The 17,703-nt window shown below is 61.2% G+C and carries 13 protein-coding genes and 1 tRNA gene; 13 read left to right on the plus strand and 1 reads right to left on the minus strand.

Annotated features, from left to right (window positions below; genetic code table 11):
• The first annotated feature begins 33 nt into the window (after positions 1–33).
• From OGI63_RS03205 to OGI63_RS03245, 9 genes are all read left to right on the plus strand, one after another.
• Entirely contained in the window at positions 34–492 is a 459-nt protein-coding gene (locus OGI63_RS03205; protein WP_011742774.1) for a holo-ACP synthase, read from the plus strand.
• Between the two features lie 85 nt (positions 493–577).
• A tRNA-Gly gene (locus tag OGI63_RS03210) sits at positions 578–651 on the plus strand.
• 149 nt (positions 652–800) lie between these two features.
• Complete coding sequence (locus tag OGI63_RS03215) at positions 801–1,478, plus strand: hypothetical protein (RefSeq protein WP_011742775.1); 678 nt, start codon at positions 801–803, stop codon at positions 1,476–1,478.
• Positions 1,479–1,632: 154 nt separating this feature from the next.
• A complete protein-coding gene (gene rpsO / locus OGI63_RS03220) occupies positions 1,633–1,902 on the plus strand; it encodes a 30S ribosomal protein S15 (RefSeq protein WP_003807806.1) in 270 nt (89 codons plus the stop codon).
• Positions 1,903–2,131: 229 nt separating this feature from the next.
• Positions 2,132–4,810, plus strand: a complete 2,679-nt coding sequence (locus OGI63_RS03225) for a polyribonucleotide nucleotidyltransferase (RefSeq protein WP_003807809.1) — start codon at positions 2,132–2,134, stop codon at positions 4,808–4,810.
• A 302-nt stretch (positions 4,811–5,112) separates the two neighbouring features.
• On the plus strand, positions 5,113–5,673 hold the full coding sequence (locus tag OGI63_RS03230; protein WP_011742776.1) for a LemA family protein: 561 nt from the start codon (positions 5,113–5,115) through the stop codon (positions 5,671–5,673).
• Between the two features lie 138 nt (positions 5,674–5,811).
• Entirely contained in the window at positions 5,812–8,034 is a 2,223-nt protein-coding gene (locus OGI63_RS03235; protein WP_011742777.1) for a DUF2207 domain-containing protein, read from the plus strand.
• Between the two features lie 67 nt (positions 8,035–8,101).
• Entirely contained in the window at positions 8,102–10,294 is a 2,193-nt protein-coding gene (locus OGI63_RS03240; protein WP_085347223.1) for a DUF2207 domain-containing protein, read from the plus strand.
• A 237-nt stretch (positions 10,295–10,531) separates the two neighbouring features.
• Entirely contained in the window at positions 10,532–11,395 is an 864-nt protein-coding gene (locus OGI63_RS03245; protein WP_011742779.1) for an aldo/keto reductase, read from the plus strand.
• 101 nt (positions 11,396–11,496) lie between these two features.
• Here OGI63_RS03245 and OGI63_RS03250 read toward each other — a convergent pair whose 3' ends face one another.
• A complete protein-coding gene (locus OGI63_RS03250) occupies positions 11,497–12,174 on the minus strand; it encodes a LysE/ArgO family amino acid transporter (RefSeq protein ID WP_011742780.1) in 678 nt (225 codons plus the stop codon).
• A 274-nt stretch (positions 12,175–12,448) separates the two neighbouring features.
• Here OGI63_RS03250 and OGI63_RS03255 point away from each other — a divergent pair, with 274 nt between their 5' ends.
• The 4 genes from OGI63_RS03255 (at position 12,449) to OGI63_RS03270 (ending at position 17,684) form a co-directional block, all read left to right on the plus strand.
• Positions 12,449–13,960, plus strand: coding sequence for a PLP-dependent aminotransferase family protein (locus tag OGI63_RS03255; RefSeq protein WP_011742781.1), 1,512 nt, complete (start codon positions 12,449–12,451; stop codon positions 13,958–13,960).
• 90 nt (positions 13,961–14,050) lie between these two features.
• Positions 14,051–15,640 carry a peptidase U32 family protein gene (locus OGI63_RS03260; protein WP_035010145.1) on the plus strand — a complete coding sequence of 530 codons (1,590 nt, stop codon included), beginning with the start codon at positions 14,051–14,053 and terminating at the stop codon, positions 15,638–15,640.
• A 54-nt stretch (positions 15,641–15,694) separates the two neighbouring features.
• Positions 15,695–16,726: a polyphenol oxidase family protein gene (locus tag OGI63_RS03265; protein ID WP_011742783.1), complete on the plus strand. Its 1,032-nt coding sequence runs from the start codon at positions 15,695–15,697 to the stop codon at positions 16,724–16,726.
• 130 nt (positions 16,727–16,856) lie between these two features.
• Positions 16,857–17,684 (plus strand): IspD/TarI family cytidylyltransferase, encoded by an 828-nt coding sequence (locus tag OGI63_RS03270; RefSeq protein ID WP_041777233.1) that lies wholly within the window; start codon positions 16,857–16,859, stop codon positions 17,682–17,684.
• Positions 17,685–17,703 lie beyond the last annotated feature (19 nt).

Here is a 17,703-nt window from a genome sequence, read left to right on the forward strand (position 1 = left end):
ACCCCGATTAATAATTCCTAGGAAGGCGGAGGAATGCTGGGTCTAGGGCATGACGTCGTTGACGTGCCTGCGTTCGCCAAGCAGCTGAATGAGCCGGGGACGCGTATGCGCAATCTGTTCTCCATGCGCGAGATATGGCAGACGGCGCAACGGTCGCAGCTCAAGCATGATGACGAGGCGGTGCACCTCGCCGCCCGCTGGGCAGGCAAGGAGGCGTTCCTGAAAGCGTGGTGCGCGGCCATTTCGCGGCATGCGAAAGACGGCGCCGAAGTCGCATATCCGTACACGCTCGACAACTTCCCATGGGTGCGCATCGAAATTCTCGACGATTCCCACGGCGTGCCGCGCGTCATACTGTCCTCCGAAGTGCAACGCAAGGTGCAGCAGTCGTTGGGCCTGCCGTTGGATCCGGTGTGCCAGTCGTACGATATCTCCATCTCCATAAGCCATGACGGGCCGATCGCCTCCGCCGTGGTCATGCTCGAAATCTGAAATGCCATTCCCGCTTGCAAAAGTTGGTGGGATGTGTATAATAGCTCGAGTCGTTTCGTGTCGGCTTCGGACGTAGCGGCAACACGCGGATGTAGCTCAATGGTAGAGCCTCAGTCTTCCAAACTGATTACGCGGGTTCGATTCCCGTCATCCGCTCCACAACAGCATCAGAGAAGAAGAAGGCGTGCCTCAAGGCACGCCTTTCGTATATCCGTATGCCCGGGCATACGATTGCCCGGGTATGCTGGAACGGGCCGCGGCGTGCGGCGGCGCAATCGCAAGATATCGCAATATATACGGAGCGGAACATGGGTCAGAAGGAACGCAACAAGGCAACGGAAGTCGTGGATGGCGTGGTCGAGACCGTCGACGTCTCCAAACACCCGACGGCGTCCATCGAACCGTCGGACCTGTCCTTGGCCGACATCGAACGCCGCAAATCGCATCCGGTCCGCTGGATTCTGTTCATGGCATTGGTGCTGCTGGCCATGATCGCGCCGTACTGGTGGGGGCGCGACATCGCGGTGCGGGACGCCTCATGGATGGTGGCGAACCTGAATTTCCTCGATCCCAAAGGCGTGGCGCTGATTTCATGGACGGTGACCATCGTGGCGCTCACCGGACTCGGACTGATGGTCGCGGACGCGAAGAAATGGCTGTGGGGGACCATTTTCGTGATCGGCCTTGCCGCGGAGCAATTCGTCGCCGGCATGTGCCTGCTGAGCTTCAACTTCTGGAACGCCACCTATGTGATGTACGGTGAGGCGGCCGGACTGGCGAACGCCGCGAATCTCGGCATCATCGCCGCCGGTTTCGGCGTCGCGGTCTACGCGGTGCTCTGGGTGGGCCTGCTGGTGTGCATCAAGAAGGAATCGAAGCTCAACGTCCTCACACGCAGCTGGGCCTCGTTCCTATTGTTCTTCGCAATCGAACTCGTCGCGCTTGCCGTGGTGTTGTTCGGCGGTCTGCTCATGTCCATGGCGTGACGTGAAGAACGGCCGTCGGCGGGGGGCGGAAATATCGGCCGGCGATTTTGGTCCGGCCGTCGTGTAAGATGTTCCCTTGGCGTGTTTCGCCCGCGGATAGAGAGCGCGTCGGTATTGGGCCGGCAGCACCGCGCAGCAATATAAGGAGGATGCCGTGGCACTTACGGCTGAGGAAAAGCAGGAAATCATCAAGACCTACGCAACCCACGAGGGTGACACCGGCTCCCCGGAGGTCCAGGTTGCTCTGCTCACCAAGCGCATCGCTGATCTGACCGAGCACCTCAAGGAGCACAAGCACGATCACCACTCCCGTCGTGGTCTGCTGCTGATGGTCGGCGACCGTCGTCGTATGCTTGATTACCTCAAGCGCGTTGACATCAACCGTTACCGCTCCCTGATCGAGCGTCTGGGTCTGCGCCGATAACATTCTTCCGCCCGAGCGCCATATGGCGCCCGGGCGTTTTTGCATGACAGCCGAGTTCAAGGAACAGACAGTTTGAAGGCCCGAGGTTTGGGGCGCACGAGGTCTAGAATCTAGAGATGAGGAAGCGGCGGAGGCAACGCCGCGTCACGCATGTAGGAATCGGTTGGAGTCCGCTGAAGAGGACTGCCGATAGTAGGTACACAAGAAAAGAAAACAAAGGAGGAACCCTATGGAGGGTCCCGAAATCAAGGCTGTTGAAGCCGTAATCGATAATGGTTCATTCGGCAAGCGCACGCTGCGCTTCGAGACCGGTCGTCTCGCCCAGCAGGCGGATGGTGCCGTCGCCGCCTATCTTGACGATGATTCGATGATTCTGTCCACGACCACCGCCGGTTCCAGCCCGAAGGAGAACTACGACTTCTTCCCGCTGACCGTGGACGTGGAAGAGAAGATGTACGCAGCCGGCAAGATCCCGGGCTCGTTCTTCCGCCGCGAAGGCCGTCCGAGCTCCGAAGCCATCCTGGCCTGCCGCATCATCGACCGTCCGTTGCGTCCGCTGTTCCCGCACACCCTGCGCAACGAAGTGCAGGTCGTCGAAACCGTGCTCGCCGTCAACCCGGATGACGCATACGACGTCGTCGCACTGAACGCCGCCTCCGCCTCCACCATGATCTCCGGCCTGCCGTTCGAAGGCCCGGTCTCCGGCGTGCGTCTGGCCCTGATCGACGGCCAGTGGGTCGCCTTCCCGCGCTGGAGCGAGCGCGAACGCGCCGTGTTCGAAATCGTGGTCGCCGGCCGCGTTGTCGAGAACGGCGACGTCGCCATCGCCATGATCGAAGCCGGTGCCGGCAAGAACGCATGGCACCTCATCTACGACGAAGGCCAGACCAAGCCGGACGAGGAAGTCGTCGCCGGCGGTCTTGAAGCCGCCAAGCCGTTCATCAAGGTGATCTGCGAGGCCCAGGCCGAGCTCAAGAAGATCGCCGCGAAGGAAACCAAGGAATTCCAGCTCTTCCCGGAGTACACCGAGGATCTGTACAACCGCATCGACGAGATCGCCCACGCCGACCTCGACGAAGCCCTGTCCATCGCCGAAAAGCTGCCGCGCCAGGACCGCATCCACGAGATCAAGGAAGGCGTCAAGGCCACCCTCGCCGGCGAGTTCACCGACATGGAAGACGCCGAGAAGGACAAGGAAATCGGCAACGCGTTCAAGGAGCTGCAGCGCCAGATCGTGCGCCGCCGCATCCTGACCCAGGACTACCGCATCGACGGCCGTGGCCTGCGTGACATCCGCACCCTGTCCGCCGAAGTGGACATCGTGCCGCGCGTGCACGGCTCCGCACTGTTCCAGCGTGGCGAAACCCAGATTCTGGGCGTCACCACCCTGAACATGCTCAAGATGGAGCAGCAAATCGACGCGCTGTCCGGCCCGCAGTCCAAGCGCTACATGCACAATTACGAAATGCCGCCGTACTCCACCGGTGAGACCGGCCGCGTCGGTTCCCCGAAGCGCCGCGAGATCGGCCATGGCGCCCTCGCCGAGAAGGCCCTCGTGCCGGTGCTGCCGAGCCGTGAGGAGTTCCCGTACGCCATCCGTCAGGTCTCCGAGGCAATCGGCTCCAACGGTTCCACCTCCATGGGTTCCGTCTGCGCCTCCACGCTGTCCCTGCTCGCCGCTGGCGTTCCGCTGAAGGCTCCGGTCGCAGGCATCGCCATGGGCCTCGTGTCCGGCGACGTCGACGGCCAGCACATCTACAAGACGCTCACCGACATCCTCGGCGCCGAAGACGCCTTCGGCGACATGGACTTCAAGGTGGCCGGCACCTCCGAATTCATCACCGCCCTGCAGCTCGACACCAAGCTCGACGGCATTCCGGCCGACATCCTGGCGTCCGCCCTGCAGCAGGCCAAGGAAGCCCGCACCACCATCCTCGAAGTCATCAACGAGTGCATCGACGGCCCGGCCGAGATGAGCCCGTACGCGCCGCGCATCATCACCACCACCGTTCCGGTGGACAAGATCGGCGAGGTCATCGGCCCGAAGGGCAAGATGATCAACCAGATCCAGGAAGACACCGGCGCCGAAATCGCCATCGAGGATGACGGCACCGTGTACATCTCCTCCGAAGGCGGCGAGGCCGCCGAGAAGGCCAAGGAGATCATCGACCAGATCGCCAACCCGCACGTGCCGGAAGCCGGCGAGACCTACAACGGCAAGGTCGTGAAGACCACCTCCTTCGGCGCCTTCGTGAACCTGACCCCGGGCACCGACGGTCTGCTGCACATCTCCCAGATCCGCAACCTCGCCAACGGCGAGCGCATCGACGCCGTCGAAGACGTGCTCAAGGAAGGCGACACCGTTGAGGTGGTCGTGCAGGGTGTTGACGATCGCGGCAAGATCTCCCTTGCCATCCCGGGCTTCGAGGATCAGGAATCCTCCGCTCCGCGTCGTGACCGTGGCGATCGCGATGACCGCCGTGGCGGCCGTGGCCGTCGTGACGACCGCCGTCGTTCCGACGATCGCGATGATCGCGATTATGATGATCGTCCGCGTCGCCGTCGTTCCGACCGCGATGACGATCGTGATTATGATGATCGTCCGCGTCGCCGTCGTTCCGACCGTGACGATCGCGACTACGATCGTGACGACCGCCGTTCGTCCCGTTCCGATCGCGATGATCGTGATTATGATGATCGTCCGCGTCGCCGTCGTTCCGACCGCGATGACCGTGACTACGATCGCGATGACCGCCGTTCCGACCGTCGCCGTGGTAGCCGTCGTGACGACCGCAACCCGCGTTACGCCGCCGACGAGAACTACGACGAGTACCGTGCCGATCGCGAAGAGCGCTCCGAGCGTCCGCGTCGCCGCGTGCGCCGCGACTTTGATCCGTTCGAAGACTGACGTCTTCTCACGGATCCTTCGCAGCGAAGCTGCTCACTTCACCTACGAGAAGCCCACTGGGCTTCTCGCTTGACGGCTCAGCATTCGAAGACTGATGACACCTTCGCGCGGATTTCCCGCAGCATAAGATGATTATCTGAAAGGCCCGCCCCCGTGGGGCGGGCCTTTCTGCATTCCGACACGCTTGGCAAAACATGATGTCAATCGTTTTACGGGTGTATGCGCGCCGTGGAATGGTGCAGTCCTCATGAGAACATGATGGCAATAGAAGCAACGAAGCAGAGAAGCAGAGAGGAAATACGATGATCGTAGCCATTATTATCGTCGTCATCATCGTTCTTGTGCTGTTGTGGGCAATGTCCGCCTACAACGGGCTGGTTACGCTGCGTAACCGGGTGAAGAACGGCTGGGCGCAGATTGACGTGCAGCTCAAGCAGCGTGCCGACCTCATTCCGAATCTGGTGGAAACCGTCAAAGGCTATGCTGCCCATGAATCCAACGTGTTCACGCAGGTGACGCAGGCTCGTGCCGGCGTCATCCAGGCTGCGCAAAGCGGTGATGTGCAGCAGCGCATCCAGGCCGAGAACCAGCTGAGCCGTGCGCTGGTGAACCTCCAGGCCACCGCCGAGGCATATCCGCAGCTGCAGGCCAACCAGAACTTCATGGATCTGCAGGGGCAGCTCAAGGGGCTCGAGGAGAAAATCGCCTACGCCCGCCAGTTCTATAACGATGTGGTGCAGAAGTACAACACCAAGATCGAGGTCGTGCCGACCAACATCATCGCCGGACTGTTCCACTTCGAGCAGGCGGCGTACTTCCAGGTCGACGAAGCGGACCGTCAGGCTCCGCAAGTCAAGTTCTGAACGTTTCCATACAAGAAAGGGGAGCGCTGACGAGGTGTGATGTCTTGCCAGCACTCCCTTTCCTGTATTACGGTCCGTTGACGCCGAGACCATGCGTTGGTGCTTGAGGACCCTTGAGAGAAAACAGAGATACCGCCGATGAATATCAGACGTACGTTGGTCAGTCTGCTGTCCACGATTGTGGTCACGTTGACGATGTTGGGCATCGTGCTCATCAATGCGCAGACCTCCGATGAGGAACCCGATTTAAGCTACCGCACGCTTGACTACGACGTGGCGGTGCAGAGGAACGGCGATCTCAAAGTCACGCAGCATATCGACATGAGGCTGAAGGACCGTGGCCGTGACTGGAAGCAGATGTATCAGCGGTATACGCTGAAATCCAAGAATCTCACGGATATCAGCGATATTGGGGTCAAGGACGTATCCAACGGCGAGACATACCGCCAGGGCGACTTCGTCTTCCCCGACAATGCCGACAACTGGAACGACGAGCATGCGGGACGGTGGTACATCGTGGACGTCACTGAGGATGAGAACGATCCTCAGCCGTTCAATCCGCAGACCGATGGGTTAAGTGATGACGGTCAGGCCGACAAAACACTTGAAATCGGTTGGAATATTCCACAAACCGTATCCGAGGACAGTCTCAAATTCGATGTATCCATGACGCTGCATGGCGTGAGCACCGCCTATGACGACGTCGTCTCCTTCCAATGGGAGCCGTTCGGCGAGGAAAACCAGATTCCCATCGGTACGGTGACGGGCAAAGTCACATTCCCCAACGGCATTAACGGCAAGAATTCGTGGGCATGGCTGCACACCAAAAATACCTCCACCACGAACCGCGGCGATAATGGTTCCCTGATGTTCTCCGCCAATGATGTGCGCGCCGGCGACTATTTGGATGTCGTGGCCATGTTCGATGCCTCGCAAGCGCAAGGCGTGGCACGCACCAAGTCCGGCGCATACAAGCAACGGCTTATCGACGATGAAACCAAACAGGAACGGGAATGGAGGTCCAGTCAGCATACGAAGGCCGTCAAACGGGTGGCCGGCTGGATATTCGCGGCGTTGATCGGCATCGCGCTTGCTGTGGCGGCGCTGTATTTCGCCATCGTCAGCTTCCGCAAATCGCAATACAAGGGCGATATCGAATACTGGCGGGACCTGCCTGACCTAAGTCCAGCAGCCGCCGCGAAGATGGAGGATATCATGAGCGCATCCTCCTCGATATTCGGTTCCGGCAAGACCAAGAACGCCGACAAACTGGCCAACAGACAGATGTCCGCCACGGTGATGTCGCTTGCCTCGAAAGGCGCGATCGCCATCTATCCGGGGCCGGTGGACCTGTATAACGGCATTGATTTGACCACGACGAGCGCGGCTTCGGTGGCTGGCATGCTCGGTTCCAATGCGGCGTCCGCGCGCAAACTGAAGAAGACCAGCACCATCGCTATCATGCCGGTGGTGTGTGACGACATCGGTTCGTTGCTGCTCAGTTCCTCCGAAAGAGCGGTGCTTGACATCCTGCTTAAAGCGTCATCGCGTCTGCATGATGCGCAGGTGTTTGATTTGAAACAGATGAGCAAGGCCTTCAAACACTATTCGAGCGGTTACAAGCTGTTGGAAACCTTCGACAACGCGTGCTCCATGGAATTCGATGACTTACATGCCGTCAAGCCTATGGGATTGCTCAGCTATCTGTTCAGTGGGCTGGGTATTGCGTTCGCCTTCTTCCTGGCGTTGAAATACGTGCAGGACGGTGAGCTTGCCGTGGCGCTGGTCGTCTGCGTTCCGGTGGTCGCGCTTTGCGCTTTCGCCGCAGCATACGGGAAACGCTATGTGCTGACCGATGAGGGGCAACGCTATGGTGGGCAAGTCGCCGGATTGAAACGCTATCTTACGGATTTCAGCGATTTCACCGACCGAGGCGTGCTCGACATGACGTTGTGGGGCCGGTACATGGTGTATGCCACCGCGTTCGGCATTTCCAAGAAGGCGATGGCCCAGCTAGCCAGAGCATATCCCGAAGTGGCCGATCCGCAGTGGTTGGATGAGCATGCCGGCACCTCGTACATGTACATGCCCTTGCGTTCCAGCAGCCTGCTTGGCGCATCCGTCGGCACGTCGCTTGGCGCCTCCACGATTGATCCGGCCGCATTCAGCGCGAATTTCGGCGATCTCGGTGCGCAGCTGAGTTCCAGTTTCGCCGATGTGCGCAGCACGATCTCCGCGGCGGCCCCATCCTCCTCATCCGGAGGTTCCGGAAGCTCCGGCGGTTCCGGTGGTTCCTTCTCCGGCGGCGGTTTCGGAGGATCGTCCGGCGGCTCCGGCGGCGGTTCGTTCGGAGGCCGATGAAACAGACGTACTGGCAAACGCACCATGGCCGCATTGGCCAGTCGTAGAGAGCAGGAAGGGGTGAACAATGAACGGTAAACGGTACGGACGCGGGCTAATCGCCGCGTTCAGTGCGCTGGTGGCGGTGGTTGCCATCATCCTTGCGGTATTCGTCATATCCGGCGACGAGGCGGACCTGAGCTACCGCTCCGTCGACTTCGATGCACGGCTCCAGAGCAACGGCGACATTAGATTCACAGAGCATCTGGACTACCAGCTGAAGCGTCGCGAGGACGGCAACGGTGACACCAAGCCGTGGAAACAGCTGTATCTGACGTTCAAACTGCGCAACCAAGATCTGACGAACATCACCGACATCTCCGTGACCAACGCATCCACAGGCGAGGAATATACGCAGACCGATCCACAATTGCCATCCGGCATATCCGACGGCACATGGGACTCGACCTATGCCGGCCACTGGTACATCGCCGACACCACGGCCGGTTCCGACTCGCCGCAGCCGTTCGATCCCACTACCGACGGCATCGACCCGAATGGTTCCGGCGAGCAGAAGAACATCGAGATCGGCTGGAACATCCCCGCCACCGTCAAACAGAGCAGCCTCAAGTTCGATGTGAGCATGACGTTCCATGACATGGGCACGCGGCATAGCGACGTGACGAATCTCATGTGGGAGATGTTCCCTGAAAACAACCAGGTGCCGGCCGGCAAGGTCACCGGCACCGTGCGTTTCCCCAAAGGCATCGCCTCCAACAATTCGTGGGCGTGGTTGCATACCGAAGCCACCTCCCAGACATCGCGCGATGCGGACGGCACATTGCATTTCACCATCAGCGACCTGCGCACCAACCAATATGTCGACCTCGTCGCGGCCTTCGACAACACAGGCGCTGCCGGCGTCGAACGTACGCAGTCCGGCGATTATCTCGACGAACTGAAATCCACGGAGGCCGCCAAGGAACGGCAGTGGCGTGACCGACAACGGTTGAAGGCGCAGCTCACCGTCGCAGGCTGGTTGATTTGTCTGATAATCGGAGTGCTATGCTGCGTGCTGGCGATTCGTGGCGTGCTGTCGGCGAACCGCGAGGCCCGTTACCAAGGCGGCATCGAATATTGGCGCGATCCGCCGCAGGTCAGCCCTGCGGCCAGCGCGTATCTGATCGACGTGGTGGACGAATCCGTAGGTGACCGATCATCGCGTGCCATGACGGCGACGATACTGGCGTTGGTGGTCAAGAAGGCGCTTGCCGTCTACCCGGGGCCATCCAGCCTGTACCAAGGCATCGACCTGAGCCAAGCCAACGCCTCTGACCTCGCCCGCATGATTGCTTCCGATCCCAATCGAGCCAAGGCCACGGCTTCCTCCAGCACTCTGGTGATCATGCCGGCCGCGCTTTCCCATCGCAACACCCTCGGTCTGAGCCAGTCCGAGGAAGCCTGTCTGGAACTGCTGATCGGCATCTCCATGCGCGTCGGCTCGCCGGTGTTCGACTTCAACCAGATGGACACGGCCTGCTCCGACTGGGAGGAGGGCTACCAGTCCCTGAATCGGTTCAAGAGCGCCTGTGACCTCGAATTCGGAGCGCTTGGCGCGGTGAAGAGCGTGAACGGACGGTGGTTGGTGCCGAGCCTATGTCTGATGGTCATCGGCGCTATTGGTATATTCGCCAACGGTGCGAGCAATATCGCGATGGCGCTGTGCTTGGGCGTGCCGTTCATCTGTATCGGCGTCTTCTGCATGGCCGCGGGCCGATCGGAAGGCATCACCGAACGCGGCCAGCAGTATGCCGGCGAATGCTTGGGACTCAAACGCTATATGGAAGATTTCTCCAATTTCTCCAATCGCGGAGCCCTTGATTTGACGCTATGGAACTGGTACATGGTCTACGCGGCGGCGTTCGGCATCTCCGAGAAGGTAGCGAGGGAATTCGCCCGCGCCTACCCCGAAGTCAACGACCCGCAATGGCTTGACACCTACGGTTATGACTCCTTGGGCTATTGGACCTATCGTTCCCAGGCGTGGAACGGTCCGATCAATACGAATGGCATGATGCCGGGTGGTATGTATGGCGGTACGCAATTCATGGGCGGCGTCGGTGACATCGGTTCGCAGATCAGCTCTGGATTCGCTTCGGTGAGTTCCACGATTTCCGCGGCCGCGCCTTCCTCATCCTCTGGCTCCGGCGGATCCTTCTCCGGTGGCGGCTTCGGCGGCGGTGGCGGAGGCGGCGGCGGTGGAGGCGGCGGAGGCCGATAGCCAAGGCGCCGCCGCGGCAGCGCTGTCTGCCCGTCATGCCGTTTCGTCATACGATCATTGGCATAATCAACGTGGCCCCGGCATGGAGAAGCCTACCGTTCGCCTATGGCGATTGGTAGGCTTCTCCATTGGAAACACACCTGAACGCTGACGTCGACCGGCTTGGCATGCTTTGCCGGAAAGACGCTTCGTGCATATGCCCGATGCAGGGCACGTGCCTGTTTGGAAGGACAAGACATGACGTTATTCCGCGATCTCGGACCATTCCATACCACCGCCATCGGCCACGGCGAGATGCCGCTAACCATTGAAAACAACCGGGGCCACGATGTCGGTATCGAGACCTTGCATGCATCTTTGGATGCTGGCTGCCGTCATATCGACACCGCGTGGGCGTATTACACCCCCGGTGAGGAGGAGCAGACCGGCGAAAAGCTGGTCCGCGAAGCACTGGAGACCTGGAAGGGACCTCGTGAGGAAGTCACCGTGGCCACCAAGGTCGGTCTGCGCCGCGCGTGGGATGGCGACAAGCCGATCTGGCCGCGCGACGGCAAGCCGGAACACCTCATCGAATACGGCAAGCAGTCCGCGCAGGCGCTCGGCGTCGACTCGATCGACCTGCTCTACCTGCATCGCCACGATCCGGAAGTGCCGTACAACGAGTCCTGCGAAGGTATCAAGGCGCTGCTCGACCAGGGCGTTGCCCAGTGGGCGGGTGTGTCCAACGTGAGCATCGAACAGCTCAAAATCGCACAGGAGATTCTCGGCGACAAGCTCGTTGCCGTGCAGAACCAGTATTCGCCGATCCATCTGGAAACCCAGGACACGTTGGAATACTGCGCGAAGGAAGGTCTCGCCTTCGTGTGCTGGAGTCCGCTCGGCGGCTACCGCCACCCGTACGACGAGCACCTGTTCGACCCGTTCCGCGAAGTGGCCGCCAAGCATGGCGTGAGCTACCAGCGCGTGGTGCTGGCTTGGGAGCTGGCCAAGGGCGACCACATGTTCGTGATTCCGGGCGCACACCGTCCCGAAACCATCCTCGACTCCCTGAAGGCCGACGAGCTCGAACTCACTGACGAGGAGCTCGCCTTCCTCGGCTGAAAAAGCACTGCCCGTCCGCATTTTGTTAGCCCAACCACTCAGCTCGGGTAGCAAAACACGGACGGGCATACGTTTTTGCGGAACCGGACGGCTATCGGGGATTACAGCACGGCCATCGCGAAATCAGCTAGTAGTTTGACGCCGTACAGCACCACCACCGCGCCACACACGCGGTTCATCGCGGTGATGATTCGCGGGCTGAACTTGTGGCTGAACAGCGACACCAGCAGGGTGATGCCGAAGAACCACAGTGCCGACGCGGTTTCCACGCCGGTGATGAACGGCGTGGACTGACCGACGGTAAGCGTCGCGCTGAACGCGCCGAGCATCAGCGTGCCGTCGATGATGGCCTGCGGATTGCACCACGTCACCACACCGGCGGTGACGATGGTGTGCAGCAGCTCGCTGTCGCCGCCGAATTTCGAAGTGACGCGTTGCGCAAGGCCCTGCGATTGCGAGGTCTGCGACTGCGGCGTTTGCGCGGCGCCATCATCGCCACCCTTGCCGGGAAACAGCAGACCCGCGCCGATACGGATGACCACCAAGCCGCCGATCGCCAGAATGGCCAGCTTCAGCCATGCGTGGTCCTGCATGAGCTTGCCGATGCCGAAAAAGCAGGACAGCGACAACGACACGTCGAAGAACAGTACGATCAGCGCGGTCAGCAGCGCGCGGCGGCGCGGCTTGGTCAGCGCCGAATCGATGACGAACAGATTCTGCATACCGATCGGCGCGACATACGCCAATCCCAACGTCAGCCCTTGGAAAAAGAATCCCATACTCGCCTCTTATCCATCCAAACATATTTGGTTGGTTGTAATCAACCCAGCCAAAACCAACCAAATTGCTCATTTTGTAATCGCAGGAAAAACCTCTATTCTGCGAAAAACAACGTAACCAGTGTCATATTGTATAGGTGTTGCTACAATAGGCAACCAGCCAAAAGCTGAGGTTTGGCTCAGCCAATCGCAGGACGGTCCACTGTCAGAAAGCAGATGCGCCGACCGCGGAAAACGCCGAACCATACCGACACCACCAATGTGAAGGAGCGTCATGGCACGCATCGCGCCGCTGAACATCGATTGGAAACCGGACCGTACCACCGGCGAACCCGTCACCGAACAAATCGTCGGGTACATGTGCGAACAGGTGCACAGCGGCAATTGGCCGATTGGCTCGCGTCTGCCGTCGCAACGCGCGCTCGCCGAATGGTTCGGCGTGAACCGGTCCACCGTCATCGCGGCCATCAACGAGCTGTCCGATTATGGCATCGTCGAAGGGCAGCATGGAGCGGGCACGCGAATCGTCAGCAACACGTGGTCGCTGATGCTGCCGGGCGCGCCCGACTGGGCCGATTACGTGGATTCCGGCTTCTTCAAAGCCAACAACGACACCATCCAAGCCATCAACCGGTACGAGTTCACGCCGAACATGACGCGCATCGGCACCGGCGAGCTCGACCCGCGGCTCTTTCCGAAAGCCATGTGGCGGCAGGTGCTCGGCGAGGCGGCGGACGAGATCGAAACGCTCGGCTACCCGCCGCCCGAAGGCCTGCCCGAACTGCGCGAGGCCATCGCGGCGCACATGCGCGCCACCGGCGTCGACTGCACGGCAAGCCAGGTGCTGGTCACATCCGGCGCGTTGCAGGCGCTGCAGATGATTTCGGTGAGCCTGCTGCCGGCCGGCACCACCGTATACGCGGAATCGCCGAGCTACATCAAGTCGCTGCAGGTGTTCCAGTCGGCCGGCATGCATCTGGAAGGCGTGCCGATGGACGACGACGGCCTCAACGTGCAGGCATTGCGCGGCCTGCTGGCGGAAGGGGAGCTTGACACCGGCCGTCCGGCGCCGCTCAACGCGCGCAACCGCAAAGGCAATGCGATCCTGTACACGATTCCGACCAATCACAATCCGACAGGCGTCACTATGAGCGACAAACGCCGGCATGAACTGGTCGAGCTTTCCGTGGACAGCCGACTGCCGATCATCGAGGACGGCGCCTACCGCGACCTGTATTTCGAGGATGATGCCCCGCTGCCGTCGCTGAAGGCCCTCGATGAGACCGGCATGGTCATCACGCTCGGCAGCGCGTCCAAGTCGCTGGCTCCCGGCTTGCGCATCGGATGGCTGGTCGCCGCCGAACCGATCGTGCAGCGGCTCGCCGACGTGAAAATGCAGATGGACTACGGTGCGAGCGTGCTGAGCCAGTGGACGTTCGCGCGATTCCTCACGAACGGCATGTACGACGAATACGTGGCCGGCCTGAAACGGGAGCTGCGGCACCGCCGCGACCGCGCGCTCGTTACGCTGCAGGAGAAAATGGACGGGCTCGCCCACTGGAACGTGCCGTCCGGCGGCTTCTACATTTGGATGACCTTCGACCGGCCGATACGCATGAACCGCCTGTTCCAGCTGGCCGCCGAACGTGGCGTGCTGCTCAACCCCGGCGACATCTACGATTTCGCCGCCGACAACTCCCTGCGCCTGAGCTACTCCTACACCACGCCGGAAGAGTTCGCCGACGCCGTGGACGTACTCGCCGCCGTCGCACGCGAGCTGGCGTAGCCCGAGCTTGCGTAACGGCTGGACGGGCTTTGCCTGTCCCGTGAATCTACGACAATATCTGATGGTCTTTTACGAGTAAGAGGAACATCCGTGCAAAGAAGAAACAAGCCAGAAGTGTTGGCCCCCGCAGGCAATTTGAGGGGACTGAAAACCGCGGTCGATTACGGTGCGGACGCCGTCTACTGCGGCGGCAAGGCGTTCGGCATGCGCAGCGCGCCGAAAAACCTGAGCCTCGAGGATTTCGAGGAAGGCGCACGCTACGCCCACGAGCGTGGAGCCCGCGTGTACGTCACCTTCAACGTGCTGCCGCGCAACAACGAGGTGGAAGCCATGCGCGAATACCTCGGCAAGCTGAAGGACACCGGCGTGGACGCGCTGATCGTCTCCGACATCGGCGTGATGCTCATGGCCAAGCAGGTGGCTCCGAACCTCGAACTGCATGTGAGCACGCAGGCCGGCGTCACCAACTACCAGGCCGCCAACGCGTTCTACGAACTGGGCGCGCGCCGCGTGGTGCTGGCCCGCGAAATGGACCTGCAGGCCGTGCGCGACATCCGCGCCCGCATTCCCGACGACCTCGACATCGAATGCTTCGTGCATGGCGCGATGTGCATGGCCTTCTCCGGACGCTGCCTGTTCTCCAACTATCTGACCGGCCGCGACGGCAACCACGGCGAATGCGCGCAGCCGTGCCGCTGGAAGTATTCGATCGTCGAAGAGAAACGCCCCGGCCAGTACTTCCCGATCGAACAGACCGCGGAAGGCGCGTACCTGTTCAATTCGCAGGACATGAACATGCTCGCCCACATCGACGATCTGCTTGATTCGGGCGCGACGAGCCTCAAGATCGAAGGCCGTTCCAAGAGCGCCTACTACATCGCCGCCATGACGAACGCCTACAAGACGGCCGTCAACGAATACATGGTCCAGCGCGGCTTCGAAGATGCCGACGGCAATGTTCTGAAGCCGTTCCGCGACCGCGTGATCCGTCCCGGTGACCCGGAATACGGCAAGCCGGACACCGAGGATGCGATCATGGCCAACGCCGATGGCGCGTTCGCCGGCAAGCCCGACATCGACGCCGTTCCCGTTGGGGGCGTGCCGTCCGGCAACGTTTCGGCTGGCAACGTTTCGTCCGGCAATATCGCGATTGGCGAGCCGGACAATCTGAGCTACCACGCACGCAGCACCCGACGCAAGTCGAACACCGCCGCCGAAATACTGCCGGAAGGCTGGCATCACGCCGGTGTACGGCCGGCACCGCATGTCACCCTGCCGGATTGGCTGCTCGACGAGCCCGACAAAGTGGCGCACCGCGACTACTCCACCGGCTTCTATTATCCGGAACACAAAGTGCGGCAAAGCACCGACCGTTCCGCATACTTCCGCGCATGGCTCGTCGTCGGCGAAGTGCTGTCATGGAGTCCGGAAGACGGAGGACGCGTGACCATCATGAGCCGCAACAAGATCGAAGCCGGCCAGGAAGTCGAATTCGTGCTGCCCGGCGCGGCCCCCTTCGCCTACACCGTGCCTGCCGGCGGTTTCCGTGACGCCGACGGCCACTGGGTCGAAGCCATCAACAACCCGGCGCACGTCTTCTCCATGCCGTGCCCACAGGAGGTGCCCGTCAACGCGGCCATCCGTTCGCGCACGAAAAAGCCGACGCTGAAAGCCGAATAGAAGACGGCAATCGCAAGCAGGCCTTCCAATCGCAAAACCAAGGAAAAACAAGACATGAGCAGCACACAATACGATGACGCGATCCTCGATTCCAACGCCATCGACCCCACTGACAAAAACGGCAACCCGATTCCCGTGACCATTCCGATCATGCTGGCCCCCGGCATCAAAGTCGTCTACACCACGCGACTCGGCGGCACCAGCGAAGGCGATTTCGCGCACTTCAACCTCGGCGGCAAATCCGGCGACAAACCGGAACACGTGCTCGCCAACCGCAAGGCGCTCGCCGACGTGCTCGGCGCGAAAATCAGCCTCATCAGCCAGGTGCATTCCGGCGACGCGGTGGACGTGGACGAATCATTCGTCATCAACCAGCCGTTCGGATTCGACGTGTCCGGCACGAAGAAGCCGGAAGACGAGACGGACGGCGAAAACAACGCGACGGGGAATGACGGTGAGCCGACCGTCATCGAAGCCGACGGCCAAGTGACGTCCCGGAAGAACGTGGCGCTCGGCATGTTCGCCGCCGACTGCCTGCCGGTGCTCATGGCCGATCCCGAAGCCGGCGTGATCGGCGCAGCGCACTGCGGCCGTCGCGGTCTGCAGAAAGGCGTGATCGGCGCGACCATCGAGAAGATGGTGTCCAAGGGCGCCCAGCCGGAACGTATCGTCGCCACGCTCGGCCCCTGCATCTGCGGCGACTGCTACGAGGTCGGTGGCGACATCGCCGACGAATTCGATGCGCAGTTCCCGGGAACCTTCACGTTGAGCCGATTTGGCCAGCCGGGCATCGACATCGCCGCGGCCGCCCTGCAGGAGCTTGCCAAAGCGGGCGTGCCGGCCGACAACATCGTCTCATCCCGTCCACGCGTCAACGCGGCCACGCAGTACCTGTCCGAAGACGAGGAACTGGCCGGCATCTGCGCCGCCGATGGCGAAGGCGATCCGAAGCTTTCCGAACGGTTCAACAAGATCCGCCGCAGCCTGTGCACGCTCGAAAACCCGCTGTGGTTCTCGCATCGCCGCGCGTCGCTCGCCAAAAAACAGCATGAAGGACGCATGCTGGCGCTGATCGTACGCGAATAATCACCATACGAGTCATACAAGCCACGCGATTCGTGCGATTCGAGTGATTCGCGTGGCCACTGTTGCGGATTGCGTGCAGAACCCGCCGTGGAACGGGGTGGCATGCGGCCGCGGCTTTACGGTGGAGCATATGAGTAAGGGAGAGCAGATGCAGGAACAGAAGATGCCGGTCGTGGCCGTGGTGCTGGCAGCGGGATTCGGCACCCGATTCGACGAGAACAACCCCAAGCAGCTGGTGTCGGTGGGCGGCAAGCCAATCGTCTGCCGGAGCATCGAGGCATTCGAAAACAACGACCGCATCAGCGACATCATCGTGGTGGTCAACGAACGCGTCGAAGAGACGGTGAACGAGCTTATCGACGAAGCCGGCTACGCCAAAGTGCGGGCCATCGTTCCCGGCGGCGCCGAACGCGTGGACAGCACGCTCGCCGCCCTGGACCTGCTCAAGCAGGCCGGCATTCCCTCCGGCGCGAAGATCCTCATCCACGACGGCGTGCGTCCGTTCGTCGAGGAGCGGTCCATCGACGGCTGCATCGACAGCCTGGACCAGTTCAATGCCGCCACCGTGGCCTACGCCTCCACCGACACGATTCTGCTCACAGAGGATCTGGGCGACCGCAAGGTGGTCAAATCCGTGCCGGAACGTCCGAACACCTTCCGCGCGCAGACCCCGCAGGCGTTCCGTTTCGGTACCATCGTCAAAGCCTACGAACTGGCCGCCGCCGACCCCGACTTCCATCCGACCGACGACACGCGCGTGGTGGTGGACTACCTGCCCGACGAGCCGGTCGCCATCGTGGACGGTTCCGAAACGAACCTCAAAATCACCACGCCATCCGACATGCCGATCGCCGAAGGCATCGCCCGCAGCCTCGACCCCGAACACGCCAAGGAGGAAGCCAAGGCGCGCATGCACGCCGTGTTCGCCGAGGCGTTCTCCCAGATGCACAGCCGTTGATTTTCATCGAACGTTAAGT

The sequence above is a fragment of the Bifidobacterium sp. KRGSERBCFTRI genome, assembly GCF_025908335.1.